This is a genomic window from Phytohabitans houttuyneae, from assembly GCF_011764425.1.
GTDB classification, from domain to species: domain Bacteria; phylum Actinomycetota; class Actinomycetes; order Mycobacteriales; family Micromonosporaceae; genus Phytohabitans; species Phytohabitans houttuyneae.
Genome location: NZ_BLPF01000001.1, coordinates 2,678,739 through 2,693,160 on the forward strand (window position 1 = coordinate 2,678,739; position 14,422 = coordinate 2,693,160).

Genomic DNA, 14,422 nt, shown 5'->3' on the forward strand with positions numbered 1-14,422 from the left:
TCAGGGTGAGCCCTTCTGGAAAGTTCAAACCGAAGGAGATGTGAGCTGCCGCGATGTCCGCGGTGGTCCGGACCGTTGCGCGGGGCCTCGGGGAAACGTGGAGCGTCTTCTTGGGGGTGCGTTCCCGCGGCCTCACCCTGCGCGGTCGCCAGGCTCAATCCAACGCCGAGCCCGCCCACGATGCGGCGCCGTCTTTGAGGGCTCATTACCGTCAGCGCCATCCGTCGCACGCAAGCGGCACCGCAGTCGAGACCTTGGTGAGTTAGCGCGTTATTTCGACGCCAACTTGCCAAGATCTGCCGGAACGGGCTCCCGGGTTGAGCCGGGCGACCACAGAGGGTGAGGCGGCACCCGCGGGCATAGCGGCAGCTCCCAGCTAACTCGGGTCGGACTCTGTCGTGTCCGAGCCGCTGCTGCTGCGGCGCGGCCACCGAACCACGGGCTCGGCCGGTGATCGCCGGCATTGTGCAGTGCCCCGGGTGCGGTCAAGGTGGTGAGGGCTTCGCAGGGTGTGGCGATCGCGGTGTGGATCGGCCCCTGTAGGGGCGAATCGGTACCACGATCTGCCGGCGAGGCGAGCTGAGCGCCGGCTGCCTGGTCCGTGGCGACAAAGCGCCCGCACCGACGAAGGCTCCTGCGCGAACCGCCTAACGCACAAGGGGGTTCAGGTCCCCACCGCGGAGGGTGAGGCCGCGGGAGCAACGGTCCGGACCACCGCGGACATCGCGGTAGCCCAAAATCAGCCCATGATCAGGCGGCCGTGGGCAGCGCGGGCGGCGGGCGGTGCGGGCGGCGCGGGCGTGAGGAGCGGGGTGGCTGGGCGCATTGGTGCGCCCAGCTTGAGAGGCGCTGTGCCGCGACGCACCAGCGATGGGTGCGGAGGGTGAGGCCGCGAGAGCGGTCAGGCGTAGCGGGCGGCGAGGTCGAGCACGCGTTGGGCGGCGCCGACCATGGCGCGGTCGGCGAAAGTGCCGTCGGGCAGGACCACCGTGCCCTCGCCGGCCTCTGCCGCATGCGCGACGCCGGCGAGCAGGGCCACGGCCCGCGCCACCTCCTCCGGCTCCGGGCGGAAGGCGGCCTCGATCACCGGCAGCTGGCGGGGGTGGATGGCGGCGCGGCCCAGGAAGCCCTGCCCGCGTCCTAGCCGGCACGAGGCTGCCAGACCGTCCACATCGGACACGTCGGGGTACACGGACATCGCCGGCGGTGGCAGGCCGGCCGCTCGTGCCGCCACCACCACGCGGCCGCGCGGCCAGGCGAGTGCGGTCTCGTCGGTCACGCCGAGGTCCGAGCGCAGGTCGGCTTCGCCGAGGCCGATGCTGGCCACCGCCGGGTGCGCTGTCGCTATCCGGTAGGCGTTCTCGACGCCGGCCGCTGACTCGATGAGCGGGTGCAGTTCCACGGCGGTGAGCGCGGCGATGGCCCGTACCTGCTCGGCCGTCTCGACCTTGGGCAGGCGCAGGCCGGTCGCGCCGGCGGCTGCCGGCAGGTCGGCGGTGGAGGCGATGCGCACGTACACGGGCAGGTCGTGGCGCTGCGTCAGGAAGTCGGCGACCGCCGCCCGGGCGTACTCCTTGCGGGGCGCCGCCACCGCGTCCTCCAGGTCGAGGATCACCGCGTCCGCGCCCGAGGCGACCGCCTTGGCGAAGCGGTCCGGGCGGTCTCCGGGCACGTACAGCCAGGTGAGCAGCATCAGACCACCCCGCGCTCGCGCAGCCCTTCGATCTGCTCGGACGTGTACCCGAGCGACGTGAGCACCTCCACCGTGTCCTGCCCGTGCGCCCGCCCCGCGTGCCGGATCGCGCCCGGCGTGGCGGACATGCGGAACGGGACGTTCTGCATCCGCACCGTGCCGAGGTCCTCGTCCGGCACCTCGACCGCGGTGCCCAACGCCGTGTACTGGGGGTCGGCCAGGATGTCCCGCACGTCGTACACCGGCGCGACCGCGGCCTCCGCCGCCTCGAACGCGGCCACCACCTCGTCCCGGTCGCGGGCGGCGACCCAGGAGGCCACCGCCGCGTCCAGCTCGTCGGCGTGCGCGGCCCGACCCGAGCCGGTGGCAAACCACGGCTGGTCCACCAGGTCAGCCCGACCGACCAGCCGCACGACCCGCTCGGCGATGCTCAGCGCGCTGGTCGAGACCGCGACCCAGCGCCCGTCCGCGCAGCGGTACGTGTTGCGCGGCGCGTTGTTGTCCGACCGGTTGCCCCGCCGCGGCTGCACGTAGCCGAGCTGGTCGTACCAGGTGATCTGGGGCCCGAGCATCGCCATGATCGGCTCGATGATGGCGAGGTCGACGACCTGGCCCGCGCCGGTGCGCTGGCGGGCGTGCAGGGCGAGCATCACCGCGTAGGCGGTGGCGAGCGCGGTCACCGAGTCGGCCAGCCCGAACGGCGGCAGCGTCGGCGGACCGTCCGGCTCACCGGTCGCCGCCGCGAAGCCGCTCATCGCCTCGGCGAGAGTGCCGAAGCCGGGGCGCCGCGCGTACGGGCCGATCTGGCCGAAGCCGGAGATCCGCGCGATCACCAGGCCGGGGTTGTCCTCGTGCAGCACCTCCGGCCCGATCCCCCACCGCTCCAGCGTGCCGGGGCGGAAGTTTTCGACAAGCACGTCCGCCCCTCCGGCGAGGCGCCGCAGTAGCGCGGCGCCCTCGGGCACCGACAGGTCGAGGGTGACCGTGCGCTTGTTGCGCCCGAGCACCTTCCACCACAGACCCTGACCGTCCTTCGCCGGCCCGTGACCGCGGGACGGGTCGGGCTTGGCCGGGTGTTCGACCTTCACCACGTCCGCGCCGAAGTCGCCGAGGAAAGCGGCGGCGAGCGGGCCGGCAAAGAGCGTCGCCGTCTCGATCACGCGTACGCCGTTGAGCGCCGGATTCACGGCTCGACCTCGGCCACGAACACGTCGCCGCTGGTACGGCCCGTGATCAGCAGGTGCTCGCCGGACCGGACGGCGTACAGGTTCTCCTCGCCGAACTCGTCCGCACCGTCGTCGCGAGGAGTGCCGAGCTGGGCCACCGCCTGCTGCTTGCCGCGGCTGGAGAGGCGCAGCGCGAAGACGTCCGCGCCGCCGGCCGGTACCCCGAAGGCGCTGCTGGTGAAACCGACCACCGCGACCTCGCCGCCGGCGAGCGCGACCACCTCGGCGCCCGCGTCGGCACCTCGACCGGCCGTGACCGTCCGCCACCGCTGTGTCCCGCCACTGCTGTACGCGGTAGTCAGCACGTCGCCGCCGGCCGCCCCGGTCGCCACGACCACCCCCGCGGTCGTGACCGCCACCCCCCGAAGAGGTCGCCGTCGGCCGCGACCCACCGCGGAGTGCCGTCCGTGCCGAACGCCGCGACGAAGCCGTCGGTGCCGCCGAGGTACGGCGCGCCGGGCAGCCCGGCCGACGTCACGCCCGCGACGTACACGCCGCTCGCGGCGGCCGCCACCGCGTACGCCTTGTCCTCGCCGGCTCCGCCGAGCTGGCGGGTCCAGGCGACCGCGCCGTCCGCACCGACGCGGGCCAGCACCAGGTCCTTGTCGCCCGCGCTCGGTCCGGCCAGCGCACCGCTGGTGTAGCCGGCGACGTAGGCACCGCCGTCCGGCGCCGCCGCGAGACCGTAGAAGCGGTCGGCCTTCGTCGCGTCGCCGAGCTGGGTCAGCCACGCCCGCTCCCCCGTCGCCGTGAACCGGGCCACGAACCCGTCGTCGGCCGGGCTGCCCGGGTGCTTGCCGTCGAGGTCGCCACGGGTGTACCCGGCGACGATCACGCCACCGTCGGGTGTGGACACCGCGCCGTACAGGCGGTCGTTTGCCGGCGTGCCGAACTGCCTCGTCCACTGTGGCGCCTCCACCACCGCGTCGAGCCCGCCCGCGTAGGGCTGCCCGTCCACCGGGCCCGGCGCGGCGTACGCGACAGTGCCGTCCGCGGCGACGCCACCCGCCCAGTCGGTGCCGGGCGTGCCGCGCAACGGCCCGGGGATGCCGGTCGGCGGTGTCGCGCTGAGCGTCGAGCTGAGCTCGGTGAGCCCGGCCACGAACGCGGGCCGCCACACGTCCCAGTCGTGCCCGCCGTCGAGCACCCGGAACTGCGCCGCCACCGCGTCCGAACGGCGCACGTTGTTGTAAAGCGTCGCCGCCTCGTAGTCGAGGTCGTGCGCGGCGTCCGCCGGGTCCGGGTTGGCCCACTCGTCGTCGCCGACCGCGATGAACATCCTGACCGGCAGATCAGGGTCCAATGTGGGCAGCAGTGCGGGGTAGTTGAGGCGCCGGTACACGTCGTCGACGAAGCGCTCGCCGCCCTGGCCGAACGCGCCGAACTCGCGTGCGGAGGAGTCGGCCGGCGGCAGCGGGTTGTAGACCGCCGGGCTGAGCACGAGCGCGTTGGCGAAGAGGTCCTGGTGGGCGAGGGCGTAGCGGAGCGCGCCGTACCCGCCCATCGAGTAGCCGCCGACGAGGCGGGCGCCGCGGTGCGCTGCCGTGCGGTACGTGGCATCCACATGGGACACCAGGTCGTGGGTGAGCGCCGTCTCCACCGCGGTGCCGCCGTCGTAGGCGGAGTCGACGTACCAGCTGCCCCGCTCGCTCCACGGCGCGTCCGGCAGCACCGCGATGACCGGCGCGATCGTGCCGTCGTCGATGAGCTTGTCGAGGTCCGCCTTGACCTGGGTCCACGCCTGCATGGTGTCTCCCCGGCCGTGCAGCAGGTAGAGCACCGGGTAGCGGACGGCCGCGTTCCTGGCGGCGCCGTACCCGTACGGCAGGTAGACGGTGTAGTCGATCGTGCCGGCCTTCGCGGTGGACAGCGTGCCGGCGCGGGTGCCGCCGGCCTCGGCAGCACCGGACGCGCCCACGGTGAGCACGGTGAGGACGAGGGCGAGGACGGCTTTTCTCATTGAACGCCTCCGGTCAGGTCAACGGCGCAGCGGAAGCCGACGTTCGGCGAGCGGGTCAGCCCGGCGCCGGCGATCAGCAGCTTGACGGAGACCTCGGGCGGCTGCGGGCCGCCGTCGAGGTACCAGTCGGAACCTTCGGCACGGAAGTCCGCACCACCCTTGAGAATCACGAACCTCGTGCGGCCGTCGGCGTGCTCGCTCTCGGTCAGCTCCCACACCAGCGGCGCGGTGCGGCGCAGCAGCCCCGCCTCGGCGGCCACCTGCCACTCGTCCTCGGTCGGCAGCCGCAGCCCGGCCCACGCCGCGTACGCACGCGCGTCAGCCAGGTCCACATTGGTCACCGGCCGGTCGGTCGGGCCCTGCCCGGCGGTGAACCGCTCCGGGCGCACCGGCCGGTAGCCGGTGGCGACCAGGAACGCCGCGTACTCGCCGTGGGTCACCTCGCGCTCCGCGATCGCGAACGCTCCGAGATGGACGCTGCGGTGCAGCGTGCCGACGCCGTGCAACCGCGGCGGGAGCGGCTTCCACTCGTCCACATAGGGCGCTTCACCATAAAGACCGGTCTCCCGGACCCGGTGCCGCACCACGAGATCCCGTCGCCCACCGTCGAGGGCCAGCATCCCATCCGGTACGACCCGTCGCGGCGGGACGGTCACCGGAACGCGAAGCGCCGCGCGGGCGGGAAAGCCCGGGTCGCCGCCGGCCGCGGCCTGCCGGCCCGTCCCCCGCCCACGGCGACGGCGGCGATCCCGCCGGCCGCCAGTGGCCCGCCGACCGCCACCTTCCCGTCGCCGACCGGGGTCACCGCAAGCGGCTCGCCGGTCAGCAGGTCGACGAAGCCGGGTGCCGCGCCGGTGACCAGCCACGGGCCGTCCACGTCGCCGCCCCGGTTCACGACGGTCCACAGCGGCTGTCCTTCGTGGACCCAGCGGGACGCGTACACGTCGCCGCCGGCGTGGTCGGCGAGCGGCGTCCAGTCTTCCGACCGCAGCCACTCGGCATGGCTGCGGTGCACCCGCCGCATCGCCCGCAGCACCGAGCGGTCCCGCTCGCTCCAACCGACCCAGACGCCGAAGACGCTCTCCCACACGAGGATGCCGGTGCCGTTGAGCCACGCGGAGTGCAGCTCGTCGAGGTGGCTGCGGTGCCACCGGCGGGTGTGGTGCAGCACGTGCCGGCGCTCGAACCACTTGGCCCGCAGGACGCCCGGCACCTCTGAGTCGGCAAACCACTGCGCCCACGACATCGCGTGGTCCTCGACGCGCGCGAGCGGTACCCGCGACTCCCCGGCCAGCACGACGTGCGGCGGCAGCGCGGCGCGCAGCTTGCCGGCACCCTCCTTGAGCGTGTCGAGGAAGACCCCGTCGGCGCCCAGCCAGGTGACGATCGCCGCCACCGCCTCCTCGTCTTCCACCGCCTCGCGGCGGGTGCCGGTGTCCCACGGGTTGTAGTCGACGAAGACGCGTACGCCGCGGGCCTGGAACGCGCGCACCACCTCGGGCAGCTCGGGCACGTCGCGGTAGAAGTCGAACTGGTTGCGGTCGTCGAGGCCGATGATCGGGTACGCGTGCCAGAGCACCACACCGTCGAAGCCGCCGAAGTCGCGTTCGGCCCCGTCCAGAAAGGCGTCCACGGTGAACGCGCCGCGCTCGTGGTCGTACAGCGTCTCGTCCCACAGCCAGGCGAGGCAGACGCTCAGGCAGTCGCCGGGCACCTCGTCGTAGTGCCGCCCGTCGTAGCCGAGCCGCCGCCGCGCGTCCGCCCGCCACTCGGTGAGCCGCTCCCGCCAGGCTGGCCAGAGCGCCGGGTCGTCCGGAGCCGCGAAGATCTTCGCCTCGTCCAGCTCGTCGAGGCGGGCGCCGAGCACCTCGGTCGGCCGGTCGATCGGCCGCGGCACGTACGGGTTGAAGCTCACCGCCTGATGGTTCGCTCGCTCGTGCGGCGCTGAAGGCGACGTCTTCCCTCGCGACCCCGAAACCCCGACTTCGTCGGCGGGGCCACTCGGTCCAGACGCCGCCGCGCCAACGCGCTCGCTCACGAGAGGGCCTCGATCTCGGCGCGGGTGGGCAGCGAGCTTGAAGCGCCGGGCCGGGTGGCGCAGACGGCACCGGCCGCGCAGGCCCAGCGGACCGCCTCCTCGACCGGCCGTCCCTCCGCCCAGGCGACCGCGAGCGCACCGGTGAACGCGTCACCCGCCGCCGTCGTGTCCACCGCCGTCACCGCCGGCGCGGCGACGTCGAGCCGCAGCCCGTCGCGGTCGGCGTAGGCGGCGCCCCGGGCGCCGAGGGTCATCACCACGCGGGGTACCAGGTCGAGCAGGTCGCCGGGCTCGGCGGGGCGGCCGGCGAGCACCTCGGCCTCGCCCTCGTTGACCACGAGCAGATCCACCGTCGACAGCACCGCGGCCGGCAGTGTGCGGGCCGGCGCGGCGTTGAGCACCACGACGGTGCCGTTCGCCCGGGCGGTCGCGGCCGCCTCGGCCACCGTCTCCACCGGGATCTCCAGCTGGCACAGCAGCACGTCGGCCCGGGCGACCTCGGCCCGGTCCTCGGGCGACAGGCCGGCGAGCGCCGCGTTGGCGCCGGGCGCGACAACGATGAGGTTTTCCGCGTGCTGGTCCACCGCGATCAGCGCGACGCCGGACGGGCCGGGCACGGTGCGCAGCCGGCTCACGTCGACGTCCGCCGCGACCAGGTTGTCCCGCTGGGGGCGGGCGAAGTCGTCGTCGCCGACCGCGCCGACGAAGCTGACCCGACCGCCGGCACGCGCCGCCGCGACCGCCTGGTTGGCGCCCTTGCCGCCCGGCACGGTCGTGAACTCGCCGCCGAGCACCGTCTCCCCGGGGCGGGGCAGGGCCGGCGCGGTCACCACGAGGTCGAGGTTGGCGCTGCCCACCACGACCACCCGCGCGGTCATGATGACTCCTTCCGTTCGCGACCGCGGGGCTCGGTCGCTGGCGCTCCCTCACTCCTCGCGCTCACCGTGCTTGCCTTTCGTGACTGCGGGGCGCTCACCGGGACGATCTCCGCCGTGCGCCGGGCCAGCTCCTCGAACGTCACGCCGTCGAAGCCGGCGATGCTGCTGCGCAGCCGCCCTCGCAGCGGTGCGGTCCACTCCGGACGGATCGCCGAGGCGCCGCTCAGCGCACCGAGGATCGAGCCGACCGTGGCCCCGTTGGAGTCGGTGTCCCAGCCGCCGCTCACGACCGCGCAGACGCCCTTGTCGAAGTCGCCGCCGCTGTGCGCGAGCGCGGCGGCCACCAGCGCGGCGTTGTTGCGGGCGTGCACCCAGTGCAGGTGGCCGTGGCGCTTTTCGAGGGCGTCGAGCACCGAGTCCCAGTCGCCGGACAGTGCCCGCGCCTCGGTGACCGCCGCCGCGAACGGGCCGCCCGGTAGCACGGACTCGCCCGCGTCCAGTACCTCGTCCACGGTGGACGCCACGACGGCGGTGGCGGTCATGGCGGCCACCCACATCGCCCCCGCGACGCCGTCGCCGACGTGGCTGACCACCGCGTCCCGGTACGCCAGCGCCGCTGCCGCGCGTGGCCGACCCGGCGAGGCCCAGCCGTACGCGTCGGTGCGGATCTGCGCGCCGATCCACTCGCGGAACGGGTTGTGGTGCCGGGCGGTCGCCGGCGGCGCCAGGCCGAGCAGCAGGTTGCGGTACGCCGCCCGCTCGGCGGTGAAGACCCGCCCGGCCGGCAGCTGGTCCAGCCACGCCTGTGCCACGTCCGCGCTGGTGAAGTCGCGCCCGTGTGTCTCCAGCAGGTGGAGCGCGAGGAGGGCGAAGTTGAGGTCGTCGTCCTCGGGAGTGCCGTCGATGTTTTCCGCGAGGCTGTTGACGGCGCTGCGGCGGTTCCACGGCCAGCGCCCGGCCACGTCCGGCGGGAGCCCTTCGGCGGTGAAGTACCCGGACAGCGGCCAACGGCCGGTCACGGTGAGGATCTCCCGTATCCCGCGGCGGGGAATCTTCTCCACCGGCTTGCCGAGCACGCACCCCACGGCCCGCCCGGTCCACGCGCCGAGCAGCCGGTCGTGGTCGGTGCGCCCGCCGGTGCCGTCCTCCGGCGTCACGCCGAGCGGCGGGGTCGCCGGCGCCGGTACGGCGTCGAGCAGCTCCAGGGCCAGGGCACGCAGCGAGGGGTCGCCGGGCACCGAGGCGCCCTCGACCGGCGCCGCCAGCGCACCGCCCGCCGCCGCCCAGCGCGCCTCCACTTCGGACACGTCGTGCCCCTCGTCGCGCTGCGCCATCAGCTCGTACGGCAGCAGCTCCTCAGGGAGCGTCCAGGTCAGCCTCACGACAGTCCCTTGAAGCGGTCGGCGCGGCGGGCGAAGCGGTCGGCGTCCGCGGCGTACACCTCGGCGGCGACGGCGGCCAGCACCCGCGCCGGCTCCGCGAGGTCCACCCTGGACGCCTCGGCCACGGCGGTGGCCCACTCGGCGGGGACGGCCGGCGCGCCCCCAGCGCGCCGGCTATCGCCCCCGCCATGGTGGCGGTCGAATCGGCGTCCCGGCCGTAGTTGACCGCCCCCAGAACCGCTTCCCGGTATCCCCCGTCGGCGATGACGAGCATGCCGAGCGCGACCGGCAGCTCCTCGATGGAGTGCAGCCGGCTCGGGCGCCGTGCCCCGAGCCCCGGGTTGCGGTAGTCCTCACCCACCGTGTCGTACGGCGCCACCGCGGCACGCAGCGCGGGGATGGCGGAACGTGTCGCCTCGTACCCCCTGGCCTCCTGGACCACCGCGACGATCGCGGCGCGCGTCCCGTCCCGGGCCAGGTCGAGCGCCGCGTCCACGACGTCGCCGGCGGTCGCACCCGGCGCCATCGCGGCGGCCACCGCGGCGGCGAACACCGCGGCCGCCTCGCGGCCGTAACTGTGCTGGTGCGCGCCGCCGATCTCGACGGCCTCGGCGTACGCGCCGGCCGGGTCGCCCGCGTTGACGACGCCGACCGGTGCCATGTACATCGCGGCGCCGCAGTTGACGATGTTGCCCACGCCCGCCTCGCGCGGGTCGGCGTGCGCGTGGTGCAGGCGGGTTACGAGCCACCGTTCGGCGGCCGCGAGGCGGTGGAAGGCCACCGCCTCGCGCTCCAGGTCGGGTATCCAGACCTCCCGCTCGATCAGGTCGGGCACGAGCAGCTCGGCGACGTCGTACGCGTCGAGGTGGTCGCGCTTCTTCGCGTAGGCCCGGACCAGCGCGTGGGTCATCAACGTGTCGTCGGTGATGTGCCCGTCGCCCTTGTGGTACGGGGCGAGCGGCCGGTTGGTGGCCCAGTTCTCGTGGAACGGGGGCACGATGCCGTCCACCCAGCCGCCGTACCGCGTCCGGATCTCTTCGGGAAGGGCCGTCTCGGTGGCACCGCCGAGGGCATCGCCCACCGCGGCGCCGACGAGGCAGCCGACCGACTTGTCGAGCAGTGTGCTCATGGTTACCTCAGTACCTGCTTCCCACCATCGACGAGCTGCGTGCCCAGCTCATCCAGCGTGATCTTGTTGGCGAAGTACTGCTGGAGCGCTGGCGTCGCGTACTTCGTCTTCCACTCCGGGTACCCGCTGACCGTCTGGAACGGCGCGATCGTCAGGTCGCCGGCGCTGGCCACCGCCACGTCCCAGCCCTGCTTGCCGCCGGTCGCCTTGACCAGCTCCTCGCCGGCCTTCTTGCCGGTCGGCACGAGCCAGTCGCCCTGGGCGAGGCGAGCCTGGTTGGCGGGGTTGAGGAAGTACTCGACGAACTGCGCCGCCTGCTTCTTGCCCTCCGAGTCCTCGGAGATGGACAGGGTCTGCGGGTTGGCCGCCTGGTTGGCCGACGTGCCCTTGACCGGCGGCAGCGTCACCCACTCGAAGCCGGCCGGAGCCTGCTCCACCATCTGCTGGCGCAGGTACACGCCGCCGGGCAGCATCGCGTACTTGCCGGCGAAGAAGCCGGGCAGCGGGTCGGTGCCGCCCATGCCGACCGCGTCCGGCGAGGCGGTCTTCGACACGTAGATCATGTCGTGGATCCGGCGCGGGATCTCCTTCTCCGCGTCGCCGACCTTCACCTCGGTCTTGCCGCCCTCGGTGTAGAAGAACTTGCCGTCGAAGTTGAGCGACAGGTTCATCACCCGGTTGGTCGGCGACTTGAGCGCCCACGCGACGCCGTACGTGCCGCCCTTGGTGAGCTTCTGCGCGTTGGACTGGAACTCGTCCCAGGTCCACGCCTGGCCCGCGGCCGGCACTGTCACACCGGCGGCATCGAGCAACTTTTTGTTCGCGAGGACGACCTGCGACTCCAGCAGGAACGGCGCGCCGATCACCTTGCCGTCGACCGTGACGGTGTCCCAGATGCCCTGCTGGATCTCCGCCTTGAAGTCGTCACTCAGCAGCCCGGACAGGTCGGCCAGGTACCCCTGCTTCGCGAACTCGCCGATCGACGCGCTCTCGTACTGGAAGATGTCCGGCGCGTCCCCGCCCTCGAATGAGGTGAGCAGCTGGTCGTGCACGGAGTTCCAGTCGCCCTGCACGTACTCGACCTGGATGTCGGTGTGCTCGGCGTTCCACTTGTCGACCAGCTCGCGGTTGGCGGCCAGCGACTCCTTCTGCCACGCCAGGCTCAGGAAGCGGAGCTTGACGGGGCCGCTGCTGGTCTCCTCGTCGTCCCCTCCGCTGCCGCATCCGGACAGTCCAATGAGGAGCGCCGCGGACACGGCGACCAACTTTCTCAACATGGGGGTGTACTCCTAACCCTTGACGGCACCAGCGAGCGACCCGGACGTCAGCCGGCGCTGCAGGAATGCGAAGAAGAGAAGGCTCGGGATGGTCGCCATCAGCGAACCGGCGGCGAGGGGTCCGAGCCGCGCGATGCCCTCGACCCCGACGAACCGGGCCAGCGTCACCGGCAGGGTCGCGAGGTCAGGGCTCTTGAGCAGGACGAGCGCGAAGAAGAACTCGTTCCACGCGGAGATGAAGGCGAACAGGGACGTGGCCACCACGCCGGGGCGAGCAGCGGGGCGACCACCCGGCGCAGCGTCTGCAGCCGGGTGGCGCCGTCCACGGCGGCGGCCTCCTCCAGCTCGCGCGGGATGTTGCGGACGAAGCCCTGCAGCATCCACAGCGCGAACGGGAGTGCCCACACGACGTAGACCAGGACGAGGCCGGCGTGGGTGTTGACCAGTTCGACCTGTCGGAGGATGAGAAAAAGCGGGATAACCAGCAGCACGAACGGGAACAGCTGGGACAGCAGCACCCACCCGAGCGCGACGGTGCCGAGCCGGGTCTTGAAGCGGGCCAGCGCGTACGCGGCGGGCAGCGCCACGAGCACGGTCAGCACCGCCGTCGCGAGCGACACCTGCAGGCTGTTGAGCGCGGCGCGGCCGAGCTCCTGCTCGGTGAACGCCTCGACGTAGTTGTCCAGCGTGGGGTTGTGCGGCACGAGCGTGGGGTGGATCTCCACCATCTCGCGCGGCGGCTTGAAGCTCGTCGAGAGCATCCAGACGAGCGGGAAGCCGAGGAAGACCATGTAGCCCAGCAACGCGATGTACTGGAACGTTTTCGTCGTCCGGCTGGCTTTCATGCGTTCGCCTCCCGCAGCCGGCGCCGCAGGTACAGCGCGAGGAGGGCGACGATGATGACCACCATCACGTTGCCGAGCGCGGCGGCGTAGCCGTAGTTGCCGTAGCGGAACGCCTCCTCGTACGCGAAAAGCATCGGCAGCATCGTCCGGCCACCCGGCCCGCCCGCGGTGAGCACGTAGACGAGGCCGAACGAGTTGAAGTTCCAGATGAAGTCGAGTGAGGTGATGGCGATGATGACCGGCATCAGGTTGGGGACCGTGACGCTGCGGAAGCGCTGCCACGTCGACGCGCCGTCCACCGCGGCCGCCTCGTGCAGCTCGCGCGGCACACCTTGCAGGCCGGCGAGGAGCACGATCGTGGTCTGCGGCATGCCGGCCCAGACGCCGACGACGATGACCGCGGGCAGCGCGGTGCTGAAGTCGCCGAGCCAGTTGTGCTGCAGCCCTTCCGCGCCGCCGCGGTAGAGCACCTCGTTGAGCAGGCCGGCGTCCGGGTGGTAGACGAGCCGCCACATGATGCCGACGATCACCGGCGGCATCGCCCACGGCACCAGCGCCATCACCCGCGCGAAGCCACGGAAGCGCAGCGGCTGGTCCAGCAGCAGCGCCAGACCCAGCGCGAGGACGAACTGGATGATCGTCACCCCGAACGCCCACACCAGCCCGATCCGGAACGCGCTCCAGAACAGCTCGTCGCTCATCAGCTCGCGGTAGTTTTCGACGCCCGTGAAGCTGGTGTCGACGTTGCGGCCGGCGCGGGCATCGGTGAAGCCGAGGTAGATGCCGCGCAGCAGCGGTACCACCGAGAGGACGAGCACCGGCAGGAGCGCGGGCAGCAGCAGGAGGTAGACCGTCGTCCGGTCCGACCGCCGCCGCGCCTCCGCAAACGTCGTCATTGGACACTGCCGCTCGACGCGCGGACAGCCAGGCTCGGCGCGACGTGCTCGCGGCGAGGCGCGAGCGTGCCGTCCGCGATGCGGTCGAGCAGCAGGCCGGCGGCGAGCTGCCCGCGCTCGGCGGAGCCGAGCGAGACGGACGAGATCTGCGGAAACGACATCTGCGCCAGCTCGGTGTCGTCCATGCCCACGAGCGCGACGTCCTCGGGCACGCGGCGGCCGGCGACCAGCAGCGCGTGCAGGGCACCGACCGCGATGAGGTCGTTGGCGCAGACGATGGCGTCCGGGTCGGTCCGGGCGAGCAGGCGCTCGGCGGCGGCCCGCCCCGCCGCGTACTGGAAGTCGCCGACCTCGACCATCGCCGGATCCACTGCCAGCCCGTGGCGCGCCATCGCCGCGCGGAAGCCGGCGTCGCGGGCGGCGCCGGGCACCGTGTCCAGCGGGCCATTCACAAACCCGATCCGGGTACGGCCGGCGCCGACCAGGTGGTCGACGGCGAGCGCGACACCGGTGCGCGAGTCGGCCCGCACGTTGTCGACGGGCACGTCTTCGGGCAGCTGGCCGACCACCACCACCGGCACCGGGCTGGCGGTGAGCGCCTCCACGTGCACGTCGGTGATGCGGATCGGAGAAATGATCATGCCATCGACGTAACGGTGGGCGAGGCGGCGCAGTAACGCGGTCTCGCCGGCCACGTCACCGCCCGTGGCGTGCACCAGAAGCTGATGTCCCGACTCGGCGACCACGGCCTCGATTGCCCGCATCATCGCCACGTACACCGGGTTGCCGATGTCCTCGACGGCGAGCGCGATGAGGCCGGTCCGCTGCGACTGCAGGGAGCGGGCGATCGCGTTCGGCACGTACCCGACCGCGGCCGCCGCCTCCCGTACCCGCCGGGTGGTCTCGGGGCTACCGCCGATCCCGTTGAGCACCCGCGAGGCCGAGGCGATCGACACCCCGCCCGAGCGGCGACGGTGTGCACCGTCGGCCGACCGTCGGCAGCATCCTGTAAACGTTTACGCCCCACAGGCGCTACCTCCGAACCTCAGCTGTAAACGTTTTCAAGAGCCTGCCTCTTGATCACCCTCCGCGTCAACC

Annotated in this window: 14 protein-coding genes; all 14 read right to left on the reverse strand. The window is 72.9% G+C overall.

Features of this window, described 5'->3' with window-relative positions; genetic code table 11:
- Positions 1 to 901: 901 nt before the first annotated feature.
- Positions 902 to 1,693 carry an HpcH/HpaI aldolase/citrate lyase family protein gene (locus Phou_RS11785; RefSeq protein ID WP_173056101.1) on the reverse strand — a complete coding sequence of 264 codons (792 nt, stop codon included), beginning with the start codon at positions 1,691 to 1,693 and terminating at the stop codon, positions 902 to 904.
- Complete coding sequence (locus Phou_RS11790) at positions 1,693 to 2,880, reverse strand: CaiB/BaiF CoA transferase family protein (RefSeq protein ID WP_173056102.1); 1,188 nt, start codon at positions 2,878 to 2,880, stop codon at positions 1,693 to 1,695. The genes Phou_RS11785 and Phou_RS11790 overlap by 1 nt, the downstream gene beginning before the upstream one ends.
- The gene (locus Phou_RS51030; RefSeq protein WP_218578962.1) at positions 2,877 to 3,257 is read right to left on the reverse strand and encodes a hypothetical protein; all 381 of its coding nucleotides are present in this window, start codon (positions 3,255 to 3,257) and stop codon (positions 2,877 to 2,879) included. Before Phou_RS51030 ends, Phou_RS11790 begins: the two co-directional genes overlap by 4 nt.
- A complete protein-coding gene (locus Phou_RS11795) occupies positions 3,218 to 4,879 on the reverse strand; it encodes an alpha/beta hydrolase-fold protein (RefSeq protein WP_218578964.1) in 1,662 nt (553 codons plus the stop codon). The genes Phou_RS51030 and Phou_RS11795 overlap by 40 nt, the downstream gene beginning before the upstream one ends.
- Positions 4,876 to 5,463 (reverse strand): SUMF1/EgtB/PvdO family nonheme iron enzyme, encoded by a 588-nt coding sequence (locus tag Phou_RS11800; RefSeq protein WP_246273501.1) that lies wholly within the window; start codon positions 5,461 to 5,463, stop codon positions 4,876 to 4,878. Before Phou_RS11800 ends, Phou_RS11795 begins: the two co-directional genes overlap by 4 nt.
- A 68-nt stretch (positions 5,464 to 5,531) precedes the next feature.
- Positions 5,532 to 6,794: a glycoside hydrolase family 18 protein gene (locus Phou_RS11805; RefSeq protein WP_173056104.1), complete on the reverse strand. Its 1,263-nt coding sequence runs from the start codon at positions 6,792 to 6,794 to the stop codon at positions 5,532 to 5,534.
- Between the two features lie 119 nt (positions 6,795 to 6,913).
- Positions 6,914 to 7,798: a ribokinase gene (locus tag Phou_RS11810; protein ID WP_173058263.1), complete on the reverse strand. Its 885-nt coding sequence runs from the start codon at positions 7,796 to 7,798 to the stop codon at positions 6,914 to 6,916.
- The gene (locus Phou_RS11815; RefSeq protein ID WP_173056105.1) at positions 7,792 to 9,177 is read right to left on the reverse strand and encodes an ADP-ribosylglycohydrolase family protein; all 1,386 of its coding nucleotides are present in this window, start codon (positions 9,175 to 9,177) and stop codon (positions 7,792 to 7,794) included. Before Phou_RS11815 ends, Phou_RS11810 begins: the two co-directional genes overlap by 7 nt.
- Positions 9,152 to 10,306 carry an ADP-ribosylglycohydrolase family protein gene (locus Phou_RS11820; RefSeq protein ID WP_218578966.1) on the reverse strand — a complete coding sequence of 385 codons (1,155 nt, stop codon included), beginning with the start codon at positions 10,304 to 10,306 and terminating at the stop codon, positions 9,152 to 9,154. The genes Phou_RS11815 and Phou_RS11820 overlap by 26 nt, the downstream gene beginning before the upstream one ends.
- 2 nt (positions 10,307 to 10,308) lie before the next feature.
- On the reverse strand, positions 10,309 to 11,583 hold the full coding sequence (locus Phou_RS11825) for an ABC transporter substrate-binding protein (protein ID WP_173056106.1): 1,275 nt from the start codon (positions 11,581 to 11,583) through the stop codon (positions 10,309 to 10,311).
- A 12-nt stretch (positions 11,584 to 11,595) separates the two neighbouring features.
- A complete protein-coding gene (locus Phou_RS51035) occupies positions 11,596 to 11,844 on the reverse strand; it encodes an ABC transporter permease family protein (protein ID WP_218578968.1) in 249 nt (82 codons plus the stop codon).
- Positions 11,748 to 12,428, reverse strand: a complete 681-nt coding sequence (locus Phou_RS11830; RefSeq protein ID WP_218578970.1) for a carbohydrate ABC transporter permease — start codon at positions 12,426 to 12,428, stop codon at positions 11,748 to 11,750. Before Phou_RS11830 ends, Phou_RS51035 begins: the two co-directional genes overlap by 97 nt.
- Positions 12,425 to 13,324 carry a carbohydrate ABC transporter permease gene (locus tag Phou_RS11835; protein WP_173056107.1) on the reverse strand — a complete coding sequence of 300 codons (900 nt, stop codon included), beginning with the start codon at positions 13,322 to 13,324 and terminating at the stop codon, positions 12,425 to 12,427. Before Phou_RS11835 ends, Phou_RS11830 begins: the two co-directional genes overlap by 4 nt.
- Entirely contained in the window at positions 13,321 to 14,280 is a 960-nt protein-coding gene (locus Phou_RS11840) for a LacI family DNA-binding transcriptional regulator (protein ID WP_218578972.1), read from the reverse strand. Before Phou_RS11840 ends, Phou_RS11835 begins: the two co-directional genes overlap by 4 nt.
- Positions 14,281 to 14,422: the final 142 nt, after the last annotated feature.